The organism is Bradyrhizobium sp. Kon56, assembly GCF_055807635.1.
Genome location: NZ_JBVVOU010000060.1, coordinates 1 through 15384, shown reverse-complemented (window position 1 = coordinate 15384; position 15384 = coordinate 1). Strand labels below are relative to the sequence as shown.

Genomic DNA, 15384 nt, shown 5'->3' with positions numbered 1-15384 from the left:
CTCCACCGATCAGCTCATGCCAAGCTGTATCGCAGGCGAACCTCGCGACGGCGAGGTGGGGCCCTCATGCCGGTTACTATCAACAGGGTGGCCGCTTTCGATCGGAATCGGTGGCCGCCTTCCGTCGGAATCGGTGGCCGCCTTCCGTCGGAATCGGTGGCCGCTTTGCCTCGGATTCCGCACAACGACGCGGGTGAGTTCGCGCAACGATCCGAATGATGGCTGCCCGCTGAGCGGTTTCAACCGGTGTGCCTCGTCTCGCGCGAAGCGGATGATCGGCGCCTCGCCGGTCGTCCCATGGATACGAACGTTCGCAACCTCACGCTCCCACTTGGCGAGATGCGCCTCGAATGCCTCCCAGTCCACAAATGAATGACCCGCGATTGCGTTCTTCTTCACGTAGCCGACGCCATTTCTCCGTCTTGCCCTTCGTGCGCGCCCTATACGGCGCGCAGGCGCGAGGACGGAAGCCCCAATGCTTAGCGAACGCGATGAGCTTGTCATTAAATTGAACCGACCGGCTCACTGCGTCGTGACGCACCACGAGCGCGCGTGGGTTGTCCACTCCGGCACACCGCCGAAGGTGGTGAATGTGCTCTCGAGCCCGGCGAACCAGTGCTCTTGCTTCTCCGCCCGGCGCAGCAGCCGTGGCGAATGCCCAAGCGTCGCCACGAACACGAATGCTTTGATCTTCGTTCCACCGATCTCGACCAGACGCTCCCCGAAGTCGATCTGCAACTGTCGGCCCGCCGTCGTCTCGAACCGCGTCGTCGCCAAAGCCTCCGCCTTCAACGCTTGACGATTGGGCTGCACGGCACGTTGCAGCGTTCGCCGGCTAACTGCCAAGTCTTTCTCGGCCAACAGGTCTTGGGGTATCGGCATCGCCGCGATGCCGAATGAGCCTCTCGCGCAGCCAGCCCTCAAGGCCGTCGAGCTGCTTCTTCCGCTGAGGCGACTTGAACGGCTTCACCCCGCCCGCCGCCAAGTAGTCCTTCACGGTGTGATGGCTGCAGCCCAGCTGGCGGGCAATCCGCTTCAGACCCCACCCGCACGCCCTTAGGCGCAACATCTCCGCCACGTCATCCGGCGTCTTCATTACCTGCTCCCGTGGATCCATCCACGACGAGCCTTCAATGATTCGTTCTTGCTTCATTCACTCTCTCCTTGGCGATCCAAAGGAGGGGGCAATTCCTCATGGCGCCAAAGGGGGCAGTTTTCCATGGCGCGCGACAATCCGGTCCACGTTGGCGCGGCCGCCCTCGACATTAGATCGAAAATGCATATCGCTGCGGTCCGCCGGAGTCTGCGCTGACACGCCAGTGCGCGCGTTTGGTACATTTGCGCAAGCCTGCACGATGTAACGGACTGGTGCAACGGGTGTGGCGTGACCAGTGTTCCGATCAAATCCACGGGGGGGTATTGCATCCCAGCCTACGAGATTCTTGAGCTGCGCGGAAGGTCAAGGCGTGTTGCGCCAAGAACATGCCTGGGCGCACGACGCCCTTCACCTGCTGGCTGTTCCTCGCACCAGGTAACAAAATCTCCGGCGAGGATGCGACCCAATGAACGACGCGACAGCGGACAGGCCGCTCTTCTGCGCTCGCGGCTGGATGCGTGCCCCGCCGGAGTATAAGTTCAGGGTATTCATTGTATTCATTTCAGGCCAAATGCGGCGGGTAACTCCACAGATCAAGCGCGAGCTGCGCGCGCTCCGGCGTCGAGCCGGTCATCGGCCAACTCAAATCCGAACACCGGATGGGCCGCAACTACCTGTGGCACCGTCAGGGGCGACGCCATCAACGCCATCCTTGCCGCCGCCGGCTACCACTTCCGCCGCCTCATACGGTGGCTGAGACCCTCATACCGCTCACCGCTCAGACTTCAGTTCAGGCCAGACTGAAATCCGCGTTCTTCACGAGCGACTGTTTGAAAGCCCTTGTTCCTTCAAGCCTGAGCAACCCGTCATCGGGCGCAGCAGGAAGACCAGCGGTCGGATCTCCGAGAAAACTGCGAGCGCGCTATGTGACTCTCGCGGGCGGTTCCTTGATCGCCTTGAGGCGCGTTACGCTGGACCGGCCGTCGACGCCAATGGGCAGCTCTCCATCGATGGTGGCGCGATGAACGACGCGATGCAGGTCGCCGTAGTCGTTGACCGCATAATGTTGCGTAGCGCGATTGTCCCAGACGGCGACATCGCCTTCCTTCCATGTCCAGCGTACGGTGTTTTCGGGCGCGGTGATATGAGACTGAAAGAGATCGAACAGCTTTTGACCGTCATACTTCGGTATACCAACAAAACGCTGCACGTAATAGCCGAGCACCAGCGTGCGCTCTCCGGTTTCGGGGTGGACACGCACGACGGGATGCTCGGTCTCATAGATCGTGCTAGTGAAGACCTCGTCATAGTGCTTCTTATCGGCCTCGCTAGCGCCCCTAACACCGTAGTTGTTAGTGTGAACGGACCAGAGCTCGTCGGCAAGCCGTTGCAGCGGCAGCGGTAGATCAAGATAAGCCGCAGCCGTATTTGACCAAACCGTATCGCCGCCGAATGCTGGGATCACGACACCTCGCAGCACCGTAATCTTGGGATAAGCATCGATGAAGGTCCCGTCGCTATGCCACAGGTCGACCCGGAACTGCGTGGAATCAACTTCGAGGATTGATGCCGTTCCCTTGGCGGCACCGACCGTCGGATGCGGCACAAGCTTCCCAAAACGAAGGGCGAAACGCTCGTGCTCGGCGGCGTTTAGGTGAGCTTGATCACGGAAGAAGATGACCTTGTGCTTGAGCAGTAGGTCGTTTATCGCGACAATCGTCTGGTCCGACAAATCGCCCGACAATTTGATATTCCTAATTTCAGCGCCGATGCGCGCTGCGCATTTGGCGACATCGGCACGCGGAATGACTTTATCGATCAAAGCTGTTTCACTCATGGTGGCTATTCTCCAGGTTGATGCGTTTTTTCGCCGGACCAAGCTGTTCAGCTGTGGCAGGACGGGTGAACGATGGATGCGGACGCATAGGGGCGATCCATCAGAATCCGCGGCGAACGGCTCGTTGACAGGCTATTCGTTCGACGCGAAACCGGCCAGGAATAGATCGCGACTGACCCGTGCCACGACCGATGAACTATCCGCATTGACTCTCGACAGCGCCCCCGGGTGTCCACTAATGGCCAGGACTTAAATGTCGCCAACTCGCCGAACAGCGACTGGTAAAGTGCCCCGCACCAGCAGATCACAGCGGGACGTGCGACTTTGGTCATCAGCACGCTGTGTATCACATCAGTCACTTTCTCGGGATGCCGGAGCCCATCGCGGTTCCACACACAAGTGGGAAGCGGTCGGGTGCGAGCGGAGGTGACGGCCTTCATGTTTTGACCTCGTGTTACCGGGCGATCCTGAGCAAGCGGCGTGCCAATGACGTAGACTGAATCTCAAGCCTATCCACTTACAAAGAAACGGCTGATCCTAGAGCTTACAGCGCAGGCGCATATTTTATTTATTTTATGTGCTGTGTTGTTGCGGATATGACGAACGCAGGTCGAGACATGGTCAGCCGCAGGGCCGTCAAGGCTTAAACCCAACACCGATGCGCATAGATGTCCGTCTCGCTTTCGAATTCGGGCTGACCCCGCGAGTAGCGACTAACCCGTGAGAACAAGGGTGGTCCTGTCCTGGCCTGATCGAGGCCAAGACCGCAGTCGTCCACCGGCGCGCTTCGGGAGTCAAAATATATACGAGCCAAGGGTGCTAAAACTTACCGCGGCATAGCCATGGCCATAATTCTCCTGCAGCAGAACAGGTTGCCTCGCCAAGTGAGCGGCCCGCAAAATCCGGATTGAAAAAGCCGTCAAGCGAGATCAACGCATTCGGCCGAGGCTACATTGGCCCTCGTGAAGGGGCCGGCACGGCGCCGAACGCCGTGGCCACCTTTCCAATTTCAGAAGAAGCTTATTCAGTCAGACTAACTTCTGCTCGACTCGCTGAGCCGGGTCTCCCGGAAACTCCTTAAGTCTGGAAAGGGCGAGGAGACACAAAAAAATGCCACTCTTGCAACCGATCAGAGCACCCGGCTCGCGTCCCTACGGCATCACCCCAGCTGAACTTATTGTTGGAGATCATTCCGATATCCAGTGTCAGTAGCTCTGGCCCAAGACACGGACCAGGCCATGAAGCGCAGCCGCTTTTCGGAAGAGCAGACTAAGAAGGCGCGCGAGGCTAGCGTCTCGTCGGGTATCGATCTTCCCGTTCCACTGACCAAAGCAACAGTTTCAGTGCGAGTCGCGACGCGGGAGTTTCTATGTAGACAACCGGCGACGCCAATACCAGTCGTTCCGGCGGCACAGGTGACCCGACAGGAGAGGCGCCGAGCGGATCATGTCCGGTTTGAGATGTCCATGTTCGGAATCCGACGCAATTGGCGCAAGCAGTCCGCTGGCGCAGCGCGTAGTACATACGCTTGTCCCTCCTTAAGTAGGACGATGCGCGAGCTCAGCGGACCCTACGCTCCGCTCCGGGAAGGCCGTGCAGATTTGCTGGCGGCCTTGCCAACAAATGCGCGAACTACGCCTATGGGAGTGCTGTTGGCGCTCTGGACAGCTCCTCCGGCGCGAGTTGGAATACCGGCTGCGCGTGCTGGCGGGCGCATCTGGGATGGTGAAGCTGGCGCCAGACCCGGCACGTCCCGCGCGGCGGGGGCTGCAGCGGCAGTTGAATTCGCACTCATAGTTCTCACAGGGCAGCTCAGGGCGTTGACGACGTTAAGGCACGACCTTTATCGTCACGCTCCTGGCAGGCTGGTGCAGGTGCTCGCGATGTTGTCGAGTCACGATGAACTGGCGATAGTCACGCTTGACGCGAGTCGTACGCGCTCCGAGCGCGTGAGCTGATCCGCCTATTTGTCAACCCATTGGCGCTGCGGATGGAGCTTCGGGTGATCCAACGCTGGAGATATGGCGGAGCGAAGGCCATCGTGCTTGGCACGGAGGCCTGCGAAGACTTGCCGTTTGAATAGGGGATGGAGCTTCCCCCCGCACGCTTGACTCATGCCGCGATCCTCCAGGCGATGTCCGCACCCGAAACGGTTGAGCGTGCGGAGCTGCTGGGGCTCGAACTCGAGTAAGTGGGCGCTAGCGACCGTTTTGCGCAACATCATCCTACGGTTCATGTTATCGAGGTCGGCTAGGCGATTCGTCGGAGGTGGATGTACGCATAGTCGCTGTTCGAGAGGAGCTCGGTCGAGCCCGGTTTGCAGACCATTTGCAGCGCCAGAGATCACAATGGCCGAAATCGACCACATGGCGACGGGCTCGAACCCCTCGGCGCATTGTACAACAATAAGTCGCTATCTTAGAAGCAAACTCAAGATCCTGCTCAAGCAAATCGGAAACAGGATGAGGTTTGGCATACATGATCAGGATGAGGCACTTACACGAGGTTGATATCTGGGGTAGTTCACGGACCCGCTGATGCAGCGACTGTCCGCTGCTCAAGGTCCTAAGGCGAACACCGGATATCAAGGTGCACGAAGTTAATCGCTGGGGCGCCTCCAGAACGCGACGCAGCCGCATGTTCAAAACATTCCTCTCCAGAGTTGGTAGTATCTCGATCGTCGTTGATGAAATACACCTTAGTTGCTGAGCCTATCTATCACGATTGAAAGAGGTGACGCTGGCAAGCGCCATTGATTGGTTGAACGTCTCTCCATACGGGGGGCTAAACGAGAGATGACATTGTGCAACGTATGGTCCTGCGTTCTCACCCGCTGTTCGGCCTCAATGCGTGACGAGCCGCACGGTGGCGCGTCAAACTCGGGGCGCGCCTGACCGGTAGTCGTCTCCGTCGGGTGCATGCTGGCGCGGCCACGAATCTCAGACACTTGCGGCGCCGAGAGATGGTTGTGGGCAAGCTGTCAGATGCAAAGTTACGCCCGTTGGCAGACTTAGCTATTCGTCTGAAATGCAAGGTGCAATTATGACTGCTACAAAATTGAGGCCCGCCCAGTTGCAAGAACGGGTCGCAAATGTGATGCGCAAAATCGAGACGCTGGAATCCGCATATGAGACGATCACGATCAGCCAGCTGGTTTCAAGTAGGGCCAAAACGCACGCATCAGCGACCGCAATCGACGTTTTCGACCGCGGTCAGCGTGCGACCTATGCGGAGATGGAGCGCTTATCTAACAAATATGCACACGCATTGCGTGCATTCGGCGTACGCAAAAGCGATCGCATTGGAGTGATGCTGCCCAATCGCATCGAATTTCCGATCCTGTGGTTCGCAATTGCGAAGCTTGGTGCTGTGATGGTCCCGATCAACATGCGCTACACGCCGAGGGAGATAGAATATGTACTCAGCGATGCAGAGGCGAAGTTCGTCGTCGTCGACGAATCCGCATGGTCGTTACTAACCGCGATGAAGGCTTGGCCGCAAGATCTCGCAATAGAGCGAGCGATTCTTGTGGGACAGCCCTCTGACAGGACGGCCACTACCCTCGATAAATTACTTAAGGGCGCGGCCGATACTTTCGTGAGCGAGGATATCCGTCCGGATGACCTGTTGAACATTCAGTATACCTCGGGGACAACAGGCTTTCCGAAGGGCTGCATGTTGACTCACGATTACTGGGGCGTGTTCTCGTACCAAGCGGCGAGTTGGGACGAGCGGCCGTACCAGAGATATCTCTCTGCGCAGCCTTTCTTTTATGTCGATGGGCCATGGCACCTTCTACAGTCGTATCGACACGGTGCCACGCACTACCTTGCTCCGCAACTCAGCTCGACCCGCTTCATCGGCTGGCTCAAGGAGCATCGCATCGAGTGGTGCCAGTGTTCTGAGCTGATAGCGCGCGAAGCCGAGGCAGCCAACGAAGACGGGACGACATGCTTGAAGCAGATCCTGAATTGGGGCTGGGGGCCCGAAACCGTGCGCCAGTTTCGGAAAAGGTTTCACGTGCGTACGCAGGAAGCTTACGGGATGACGGAGATCGGCTTCGGCACCCGAATGGCGAATGAGTTTGGCGAAATTGCCGACTCGGGCTCTGTAGGGATTCGCGCGCCTTTTCGAGCATTGCGGCTGGCAAACGAGGATGGCAGCCCAACGCCGCTTGGCGAGATCGGCGAACTGTGGGTGAGGGGGCGCGGGCTTTTTAAGGGATATTGGAAAAAGCCGAACGCAAATGCCGCCTCCTTCGAAGGCGAATGGTTCAAGACTGGTGATCTGATGCGCTGCGACGACCTCGGCTTTCATTGGTTGGTGGGGCGCACAAAAGACATGATCCGCCGCTCGAGCGAGAACATCGCTGCGCGCGAGGTGGAGGCGGTGATCCGCGAGATCCCCGAAATCTCAGATGTGGCCGCCGTGCCGGTTCGCGATTTGAAGCGCGGTGAGGAGGTGAAGATTTACGTGGAGTTAAGGGATGGTGTTACGCCAGAAAATCTCGGCGTCCAGCGCATTCTCGACCATGCTCGTGCGCACCTCGCAATGTTCAAGGTGCCGCGGTACATCAGCTTCACTTCGGCGCTTCCTAGAACCGCGTCCAGCAACAAAGTGCTCAAACGCGAGCTGATGGGAGTGCGCGACCCGCTTGCCGGCGCTTACGATTCTGAGGAGAAGCGCTGGCGCTAAAGGCAGCTCGTCGCCACAGTTCGGGCGCGTTCCTGCTACTTGTACGTCCCAAATGACTATCCTGGCGATCCACCGCTGAGATGAGTGATCGTGAAGCATCCCGAAATCGCCGTCTCGGCCGATCTTCTCGCGGTCGGCTCTGGTTCAGCCGCAGTTGCGAGCGTACTTAATGACTAGTGAGCGATCCCAAGAGCATGTTGATCACGAAGCGGAATCCTGTCCTGCAGGTCCCAGTACAACAGTGCTGATGGTTGATTGCGAACAAGCGATTAAGGCGCAGTGCCGAGCGAGCGCTGGCCGATGGCCCGCTGGCCGCCCTCGACGACCGCCCGCGACCCGGCAACAGCTTCTGTCCTATCAAGACCCCCTTCGACTCGGAGGTCTTGAATCACAACTCCGCCGCAGCGGGAATCCTTCTTGAGTACAGACCCTAGCTAGTTCGCTGACTACTGGACTGATCGAGCTGCCCATAAAATTGGTACGGAATTTGCCCCTCCGGGCAACGTCGTTAAAGCTCGTTATCGAGCGGGTACAGCTGAGCGGCTGCTGCTTACTCTCGATAGACAAAATGGAGAACGAAATGCAACCGCGCGTTGCTACCTCGGAAGTTGGTCGCCCGACCGAACACTTTCGGATCACGGACCCTTATTTCGATGCAGCCCTCCCAGCTGATCTCATCACCGTTCACGGACCTCCCACGATCAGACGCCCCATTGCTCGTGGCGAAGTTCAACTTCGGAACCTAATTGATTTCGTGCGATGTTCCTACATTGGCCTCGACAATCATCCGGCGATTGTCGCTGGAGCGATCTCCGCGATCCAGGCGCAGCCGTCGGTGAATTCGTCCTGTGCCGGAAGGCAACAGAATTTCGAACTTTTAGGAGAGCTTGAAGAAACCCTCTCCGAGATGTTCTGCGCGCGAGTGCTTGCCTTTTCCAGCGTGATGCTCGTTGATTTGGTCGCGATGCCCATCCTTGCTTCGGGTCAATTGACGCGCGGGAGGAAGCCGGTTGTCGTGTTCGATAGCTTTGCGCGTATCTCGCTAACCTGTCAGAAGCTGATGGCTGATGGCGCGCGGGTGAAAACAATCGTCCACAATGACATCGGCGCTCTCGAACGCTTGTGCAGCGAAAATCCAGTAGTTGCCTATGTCTGCGAGGGTGTCTACTGGATGGGAGGCTATTCGCCGATCGAGGAACTGCGCCAGCTCCAGGAACGTTATGGGCTCTTTCTCTATATCGACGATGCTCACGGCTTATCGACCTTCGGAAGCCAAGGCGAGGGATTCGCTCGACCTCAGCTTCCGGAAGTGCTCGGTGATCGTACCATCATAACAGGATCGCTGGCGAACGGATTCGGCGCATCGGGCGGAATGTTAATGCTTGGGACGGCCGACCAAGAAGCGCTGTTTCGATTGCATTCCATTCCCGACGCCTGTTCGGTGGCACCTAATGTAGCGGCGGTTGGCGCGGCGCTTGCGTCGTGCAAAATTCACCGCTCTGCAGAACTTAGGCAGCGACAGGAGCGACTGGCGCAACGCATCGATCTGTTTGACCGCCGCGTCGCAACTGCCGGGCAAGGCAATTCACTTCCGATCAGAATGATTACTGTTGAATCGGAGTCCAATGCGCTTGCAATCGCGAGAGGACTTCTCGCTAGCGGCTTCTATACCTTGGTCACGTTCTTCCCAACAGTAGGGCAGGGCGCCGCCGGGATTCGGGTGTGCATTACAGCGGAGCATGAGGCCGACGACATGGAGCGGCTATGCGACTGCATCTTGGAGCAATTTGCCAAAAGAACTGGAAAGCCCTATCCTCTGAGATGATGTGACGCGCCTATAGACGCATTTCTGATGGTGTTCGGCAAGCCTCGGGTGCTCTTGATGCGGAGGGGAGATGCGCCGCACGGTTGATACCGAGTAAGGTCACCCGCGCCACCCCGGCGAACTCCAGGGTCGCATCCTTTGGAAGGCGTTCATGGCGGCGTCGATCCGCCCTTCACTACTTGCTCGGGATCGCTCCGGGCCTTGGCTCGTCTCAGCCTTTCAGCGCTTGCGCGAGTGCTGTATCGCCTGTTGACCCGAAAAGACCTGGCATGTCTATTCGACTAAAACGCGAATCTATTGATCTGAGCTTGCGACCTCGGGACACGACCCGTTGTGGACCTAAGATGCGGTGCTGAAAAAATCACCGCGAGCCGAAAGCCGCAGCCGGTCTTTCACTACCCCAGGCCAGCAACCCTTTAAGCCGAAGAAGATATCGAGCACGTCGGCTCCGAGATCCCCTAAGGAGCGTCATCGGCCAGCAACTCGGCAGGACGGTGCTATCGTGTCATGCCAGCCGGTCCGGTTCACTGCGGCCATGTCGGAACTCTGACAGCCCGTGATCTCATTCCGACAACAACCTGTAACCTGCACGCGTTTTCCCTCGCTAGGCAAGTGGCGCATGGCGTTCCGCGGGTGGCACGTCGATTGCTGGGATGACGACTGTCGCCACAAGGTCGTTCACAGTGGCCTATTGCCAAGGACTAGCCGATGGCACCCTCTCGACTTGTGGTCAACGGTCTGACGCTACTTACGCTCGACACCGGCGAACACCATAAGGTGAAATCTACACCACTCGATCTGGCTTGGCACTTTGAGAGAACGGAGAAGCTGAGATGATTTCTGAAGTGTTCATCACCTGCGCCGTCACGGGCGCTGGCAACGGGGTGGAGCGTAGTCCACATGTACCGGTGACTGCGGAGCAGATAGGGGACTGGGCGATTGAGGTGACGAGAGCTGGGGCCGCAGTGGTGCACATCCACGTGCGTGATCGTGCTATCCGTCGGGGCTCGCGGGATCCGGCGCTGTATAGGGAGGGAGTGCGGCGCATTCGGAGCTCGCATCTGAATCCGGTGATTAACCTGACCGCGGGCATGGGTGCCGACCATCAATAAACAGCAGGTCTCCATTCGACAGAACTTTGTCGCTCGGAACACCGTAGGGCCGCGTATAGCCCCCGCGGCCAGAAACACCCACGATCTTGCTCGTCTTCTCGACACCGCGACTGAAGCATTCGGCCTCGAACAAGCGACACACCTCTCGTTCCGTCATACCCAGACGGAGCTTTGGTGTCAGATTCTCAAATGCCTCTGAAACAAGCCCGCATACAGTCCGAACTCGGTCGACCTCTAACCCGAGTTCGCGGATTTGCGTTCGAAAACGCGGATTTTGAGTTTTTTGCGCGGCTAAGTGATTGATCTATCGAGGATGGCGTATTCAGTCTCGGCCAAAAATGGCTGTAGTGAAGACCTAGCCGATTCCCAAGCGCGGCCGATCGCGCATAGATTCGTCGCGCCATGTTCCTGCGACGCACCGAGCGAAAGAAGAAGGGCAAGACGCACCACTACTGGAACGTGGTGGAGAACAAGCGCCTCGATGATGGCCGTGTCGTGCAGCGGCATGTGCTGTATCTCGGCGAGATCAATTCCTCGCAAGCGGCGGCGTGGCGCAAGGCAATTGAGGTGTTCGACGAGAACGCCGGCCGCGCACGGACGCTTGCGTTGTTTCCGGAGGATCGGTGCGAGACGATCACGGGCGATGCATCCATCGTTCAGCTTCGCCTGTCCGAGATGCAGCTTCGTCGTCCGCGGCAATGGGGCGCCTGCTGGCTGGCCGGGCAGTTGTGGCAGGAGCTTCAGCTTGATCGGTTCTGGGCCGAACGGCTGCCGCCGAGCCGCAAGAAGACGCGCCGGGATCATATCCTGCAGGTTCTCGCCACCTACCGGCTGATTGCGCCGGGCAGCGAGTGGCGGCTGCACCGGCAATGGTTCGGCAACAGCGCGATGGCGGACCTGCTGGGTGCCGACTTCGGCCTGGCGGAAGAACACAAGCTCTACGCTTGCCACGATCTGCTGCTTGAGCACAAGGACGCGCTGTTTGCGCATCTGGTCGGGCGCTGGCGCGATCTGTTCAACGCCGACTTCGACGTGCTGCTGTACGATCTGACCAGCACTTACTTCGAGGTCAATGCCTCGGACCTGCCGGAGGCGCCAAGCGCCGCCACGGCTACAGCCGCGACAAGCGGCCGGACTGTCCGCAGGTGGTGATCGCGCTGGTGGTGACGCCCGACGGCTTGCCGCTGGCCTACGATGTGCTGCCCGGCAACACCGCCGACAGCAAGACGCTGCGGATGTTCCTTTGCAAGATCGAGCAGCAATACGGCAAGGCGCGGCGGGTCTGGGTGATGGATCGCGGCGTGCCGACCGAAGCTGTGCTGGCCGAGATGCGCAACAGCGATCCTCCGGTGCAGTATCTGGTGGGAACGCCGAAGGGGCGGCTGGACCGGCTGGAAAAGCACCTCGTGGGCAAGCCTTGGCAGGACGCGCGCGAGGGCGTGCAGGTCAAGCTGCTGGCCGAGGACGGCGAGCTCTACGTCTTTGCCCAGAGCGTCGACCGCGTCACGAAAGAGCGCGCGATGCGGCGACGGCAGATGAAATGGCTGTGGAAGCGGCTCAAGCAAATCGATGCCATGGAGATCGCGCGCGAAGAGCTGCTGATGAAACTCGGTGGCGCGCGATCCAAGGTACCGGCCGCATGGAGTTCGGTCGATGTTGAAATCGACAAGGAGCGTCCGAGCTTCAGCTTCGCGCTCAACCGCAACAAACTGGAAAAGACGCGACGACGCGAAGGCCGCTATCTGCTGCGCACCAATCTCACCGACAACGATCCCGCCCAGCTACGGCAGTACTACGTGCAGCTCGTCGCGGTCGAAGAGGCGTTCCGTAATCTCAAGGGCGATCTGGCGATCCGTCCGGTCTTCCACCAGGACGAGACCCGGATCGAAGCCCACATCTTCATCGCGTTCCTGGCTTACTGCATGCAGATCACACTGACCCGTCGCCTTCATGCCCTGGCCCCCGGACTGACCGCACGTAGCGCGCTCGGCAAGTTCGCCGCCGTCCAGATGATTGATGTCCATTCTGCCGACGACAGACGGCCGTGAGATTTTACTCACCCGATACACCCACCCGGAGCCTGAACTCCGACTCCTGATCGACCAGCTCAAGCTCCGTCTGCCACCGCAGCCGCCGCCCAGGATCACCACGGCCGACGTCAGCCAGGCCAGCCGCTGTAGTGAAGACCTTTTGATCTAACCCTTTGATTTGTAACGAGCGGGTCTCTTCAAAACCCGCCAATCCGCGAAGACGGGCTAACGGAGACTTGATCATTCGCAAGGGCGTGAAAATCGGATCCGATGCATCGACAAACGTCCGAGGTTTGATCGCATCCGCAACGCGCAAGAAATCTCCCGCAGGGAAGCCAAGCCTACTCTCCGTGCCGAGCTCTATGCCGATCCTGGCATGCTCTGGCAGCAACTCGCGCAATGCTCCGGCAAGCGCGGACACAACTTCATCCTTCGGATTCGGACTGGGCCAGCTACGGCAATCTTTTACCCAGGTCCTTTCTCTATAAAACTGGTCGTCCCCTCGGGCACGACTGCAACAGCCTGATCGGTCGAAAGAATAAGAAGAAATCGCGGCCGGCGTCTGCTGCTGCGGCGTCGTGCTAGGCTCGCCAACAAAATATCGCAAATTGTGTTCGGAGGTTACCAGAAGCGCGTCAATGGCAGGTTCTTTCATCGAACGCCGAGCTTGTTCGACCCGGCCTTTGTACTCGCTCGGAGAAAACGAAGCGTAAGGGATTGTTCTGATCGATTCAAAACCTACAGCGTTCATAGCTGTTCTCCCAAAAGTACGCCATGCGCTGGGCGACGGATATTTTCGATACTGGTTCGACAGAACACGCCTGCTCTCAGCGCGCTCATTCGGGAACATTCTTCGAAAGAGCCGCGCGTAGCATTATGTGCGAAAGCATTGGCACGCGAAGTTTCTAGCGAGACCGAAATTCTGGTGTCCCGCAAGCCCGGGATCACCGCAACTCTCGGGGTTGTAGTTGCGCCGCACGTTTTGCGCTTACGAGCTTCCCTACCTGCCGTAATAGTGGCACTTATAGAATCGTGTACTTCCGCTCAACGACCGCTGCTGGCCGACGGCGGCGCGTCGCCTGACAATGCGCTCGCCTTCTACATGGTGGATGTGAAAAATACAACTGGACCGCGACCGCAGCGGGTTTATGGTCCATCGCGTGCGATATCGCCGATCGTGCACGGAGCGCTATCACTGCCTGAAACGGCGGTATTATTTGATCCATTTCTCCACCTTGAACGAGCGTGAAAACTTTGCTCGACTCCTGTAACATCACGATCCGATCGCGCCTTCGGTCCGAAGGCGCGCAATTTGAGCGGAGTCGTAACCGAGTTCTGCGAGTACTTGTTCGGTATGCTCTCCAAGCATCGGTCCGGGAGTTGCAGAACCCGGGACTGGAGCGCCGTTGATGTGAATGGCGCTACCAACGGCCTTGACAGTCCCGCACTTTTGCGCCCGACCAAAGCCGACGTGATCGCAACAGCGCCATAGATACCAGAGAGAATATCGCCGATAAGAATACATGGCGGAGGCCCTCCTGGTTCTCTGGTCAGACTCATCAACCCCGTCATCGCTTGAGCTACGAGGTCGAATGCTTTGTAGTCTCGCAGTGGACCAGTCTGTCCAAAACCCGAGATAGAACAGATAACAAGTCCAGGATTCAGCTCCAAAAGACGATCGTAACCGAAACCGAGCGAGTTGGGCGTACCCGGACGGAAATTATCGACCAGAACGTCCGCTCGCTGCACCAGTTTTTCAAGTGCGTGCCTCGCCGCATCTCGCTTCAGATCAAGGGCCAAGCTGCGCTTGTTGCGGTTAAGAGCGGCAAAATAATAGCTCTCTCGTTCGCGAAGGGGCTCCGCCTGGCGCGAGATATCCCCCGCGCCAAGTCTCTCGACCTTCACGAAATCTGCTCCCAAGTCAGCCATGATCGTGATGCAGAGCGGGCCAGCCAAGACGTGCGTGAGGTCCACCACAGGGATCCCGTGGAGCGGCCGACGAGCAGGGTCTTGCGAGGCTACGTCTCGTGATGTCTCCGGTCTGCCGGCTGCTTGATCAGCGATCATGATAATAATCTCTTCGTACAGTGCTTTTCTTGGTCCCGAGCGTAAGTTGCTTCAGTTCCGCTTGGTGGTGCCAGCAGAGCTTCAGAAGCCAGCTTTGCTTTTCAGGCACCTGATGTTTCATGTCTCACTTTATGGATCCGATAAGTTCCAACTTTTCTCATCCCTGTTAACGGGCGGGCGTTTCGGTTGCATGGCGCGCATTATCCTTCTCCTCAGCTGGGTAAATACTCGGTGCTCCAGCTTTCACTTACGACCATCGCGCCGGACAGCGCGTCAATTTCGGCTTCGCAGTATTGCAGTCCCTGCAGAACTTGCCGCGTCGAAGCGCTGTATTTTTCCGCGGGAGGCAGCGCATAGACTTTTCCGATAGCCGACCGGATCGCGTAGTGATCAACTTGCGTTACAACATGCCCGCTCGGATGGTCACGAAACGTCGAGAAGGCGTAGCTGCCCTGTTCGGTTCCCGGAGCGCCATCCGCGAGCCTCGAATGCCTCGACCGTATGACCGCGATACGCTCGCAAATGGCGGCACCGACATCGGCTTCATTGAGCCTCGAGACCCATTTTTCTGCAGAAGCCTTCGAGATAGCATAGGCTAGGAAGGACGTCAGTCTCTCCTTCGGCACATCGGCAGCGCCTTCAAGCCCCTCAACTCGTCCAAGGCGCGGTAGATCGCGCTCGGATGCGCTAAGCAGGAGACTGCGGCCGGACGACGTCTCGTA

At 58.4% G+C, this 15384-nt stretch carries 10 protein-coding genes and 3 pseudogenes; 5 read left to right on the top strand and 8 right to left on the bottom strand.

The features are described from left to right. Window positions 1-522 precede the first annotated feature (522 nt). Window positions 523-861, bottom strand: a complete 339-nt coding sequence (locus tag AC0L3B_RS37020; RefSeq protein WP_473382377.1) for a hypothetical protein — start codon at window positions 859-861, stop codon at window positions 523-525. After that, on the bottom strand, window positions 836-1153 hold the full coding sequence (locus tag AC0L3B_RS37015) for a helix-turn-helix domain-containing protein (protein WP_473382375.1): 318 nt from the start codon (window positions 1151-1153) through the stop codon (window positions 836-838). The genes AC0L3B_RS37020 and AC0L3B_RS37015 overlap by 26 nt, the downstream gene beginning before the upstream one ends. Before the next feature lie 463 nt (window positions 1154-1616). Here AC0L3B_RS37015 and AC0L3B_RS37010 point away from each other — a divergent pair. Next, window positions 1617-1900: pseudogene (locus tag AC0L3B_RS37010) on the top strand (IS5/IS1182 family transposase); the annotation flags it as partial. Between the two features lie 118 nt (window positions 1901-2018). Here the strand turns inward: AC0L3B_RS37010 and AC0L3B_RS37005 are convergent. Then, window positions 2019-2933 carry a TauD/TfdA dioxygenase family protein gene (locus AC0L3B_RS37005; RefSeq protein ID WP_473382373.1) on the bottom strand — a complete coding sequence of 305 codons (915 nt, stop codon included), beginning with the start codon at window positions 2931-2933 and terminating at the stop codon, window positions 2019-2021. Between the two features lie 3042 nt (window positions 2934-5975). On the opposite strand from AC0L3B_RS37005, the gene AC0L3B_RS37000 reads away from it, so the two are divergent. The 3 genes from AC0L3B_RS37000 (at window position 5976) to AC0L3B_RS36990 (ending at window position 10565) form a co-directional block, all read left to right on the top strand. After that, window positions 5976-7628 (top strand): class I adenylate-forming enzyme family protein, encoded by a 1653-nt coding sequence (locus tag AC0L3B_RS37000; protein WP_473382371.1) that lies wholly within the window; start codon window positions 5976-5978, stop codon window positions 7626-7628. Window positions 7629-8196: 568 nt separating this feature from the next. Further along, window positions 8197-9453: an aminotransferase class I/II-fold pyridoxal phosphate-dependent enzyme gene (locus AC0L3B_RS36995; RefSeq protein ID WP_473382368.1), complete on the top strand. Its 1257-nt coding sequence runs from the start codon at window positions 8197-8199 to the stop codon at window positions 9451-9453. A gap of 833 nt (window positions 9454-10286) precedes the next feature. Continuing rightward, window positions 10287-10565 carry a 3-keto-5-aminohexanoate cleavage protein gene (locus tag AC0L3B_RS36990; RefSeq protein WP_473382366.1) on the top strand — a complete coding sequence of 93 codons (279 nt, stop codon included), beginning with the start codon at window positions 10287-10289 and terminating at the stop codon, window positions 10563-10565. On the opposite strand, the gene AC0L3B_RS36985 is transcribed toward AC0L3B_RS36990, so the two are convergent. Beyond that, window positions 10528-10818: a M24 family metallopeptidase gene (locus tag AC0L3B_RS36985; protein WP_473382379.1), complete on the bottom strand. Its 291-nt coding sequence runs from the start codon at window positions 10816-10818 to the stop codon at window positions 10528-10530. The two genes, AC0L3B_RS36990 and AC0L3B_RS36985, sit on opposite strands and share 38 nt — an antisense overlap. A gap of 38 nt (window positions 10819-10856) precedes the next feature. Next, window positions 10857-11072, bottom strand: coding sequence for a hypothetical protein (locus AC0L3B_RS36980; RefSeq protein WP_473382382.1), 216 nt, complete (start codon window positions 11070-11072; stop codon window positions 10857-10859). On the opposite strand from AC0L3B_RS36980, the pseudogene AC0L3B_RS36975 reads away from it, so the two are divergent. Next, window positions 10968-12716 (top strand): annotated as a pseudogene (locus AC0L3B_RS36975) (IS1634 family transposase); the annotation flags it as partial. The gene AC0L3B_RS36980 and the pseudogene AC0L3B_RS36975 sit on opposite strands and share 105 nt — an antisense overlap. Here the strand turns inward: AC0L3B_RS36975 and AC0L3B_RS36970 are convergent. The 3 genes and pseudogenes from AC0L3B_RS36970 to AC0L3B_RS36960 form a co-directional block, all read right to left on the bottom strand. After that, window positions 12618-13346 (bottom strand): aminopeptidase P family N-terminal domain-containing protein, encoded by a 729-nt coding sequence (locus tag AC0L3B_RS36970; protein WP_473382364.1) that lies wholly within the window; start codon window positions 13344-13346, stop codon window positions 12618-12620. The pseudogene AC0L3B_RS36975 and the gene AC0L3B_RS36970 sit on opposite strands and share 99 nt — an antisense overlap. Before the next feature lie 395 nt (window positions 13347-13741). After that, window positions 13742-14662, bottom strand: a complete 921-nt coding sequence (locus AC0L3B_RS36965) for a CaiB/BaiF CoA transferase family protein (protein ID WP_473382360.1) — start codon at window positions 14660-14662, stop codon at window positions 13742-13744. A 212-nt stretch (window positions 14663-14874) separates the two neighbouring features. Further along, a pseudogene (locus AC0L3B_RS36960) lies at window positions 14875-15384 on the bottom strand (CoA transferase); the annotation flags it as partial.

Coding starts and splice junctions, on each gene's coding strand:
- AC0L3B_RS37015 (WP_473382375.1), bottom strand. CDS start 1,153: ATGAAGCAAGAACGAATCATTGAAGGCTCGTCGTGGATGGATCCACGG.
- AC0L3B_RS37005 (WP_473382373.1), bottom strand. CDS start 2,933: ATGAGTGAAACAGCTTTGATCGATAAAGTCATTCCGCGTGCCGATGTC.
- AC0L3B_RS37000 (WP_473382371.1), top strand. CDS start 5,976: ATGACTGCTACAAAATTGAGGCCCGCCCAGTTGCAAGAACGGGTCGCA.
- AC0L3B_RS36995 (WP_473382368.1), top strand. CDS start 8,197: ATGGAGAACGAAATGCAACCGCGCGTTGCTACCTCGGAAGTTGGTCGC.
- AC0L3B_RS36990 (WP_473382366.1), top strand. CDS start 10,287: ATGATTTCTGAAGTGTTCATCACCTGCGCCGTCACGGGCGCTGGCAAC.
- AC0L3B_RS36980 (WP_473382382.1), bottom strand. CDS start 11,072: ATGCCGCTGCACGACACGGCCATCATCGAGGCGCTTGTTCTCCACCAC.
- AC0L3B_RS36970 (WP_473382364.1), bottom strand. CDS start 13,346: ATGAACGCTGTAGGTTTTGAATCGATCAGAACAATCCCTTACGCTTCG.
- AC0L3B_RS36965 (WP_473382360.1), bottom strand. CDS start 14,662: ATGATCGCTGATCAAGCAGCCGGCAGACCGGAGACATCACGAGACGTA.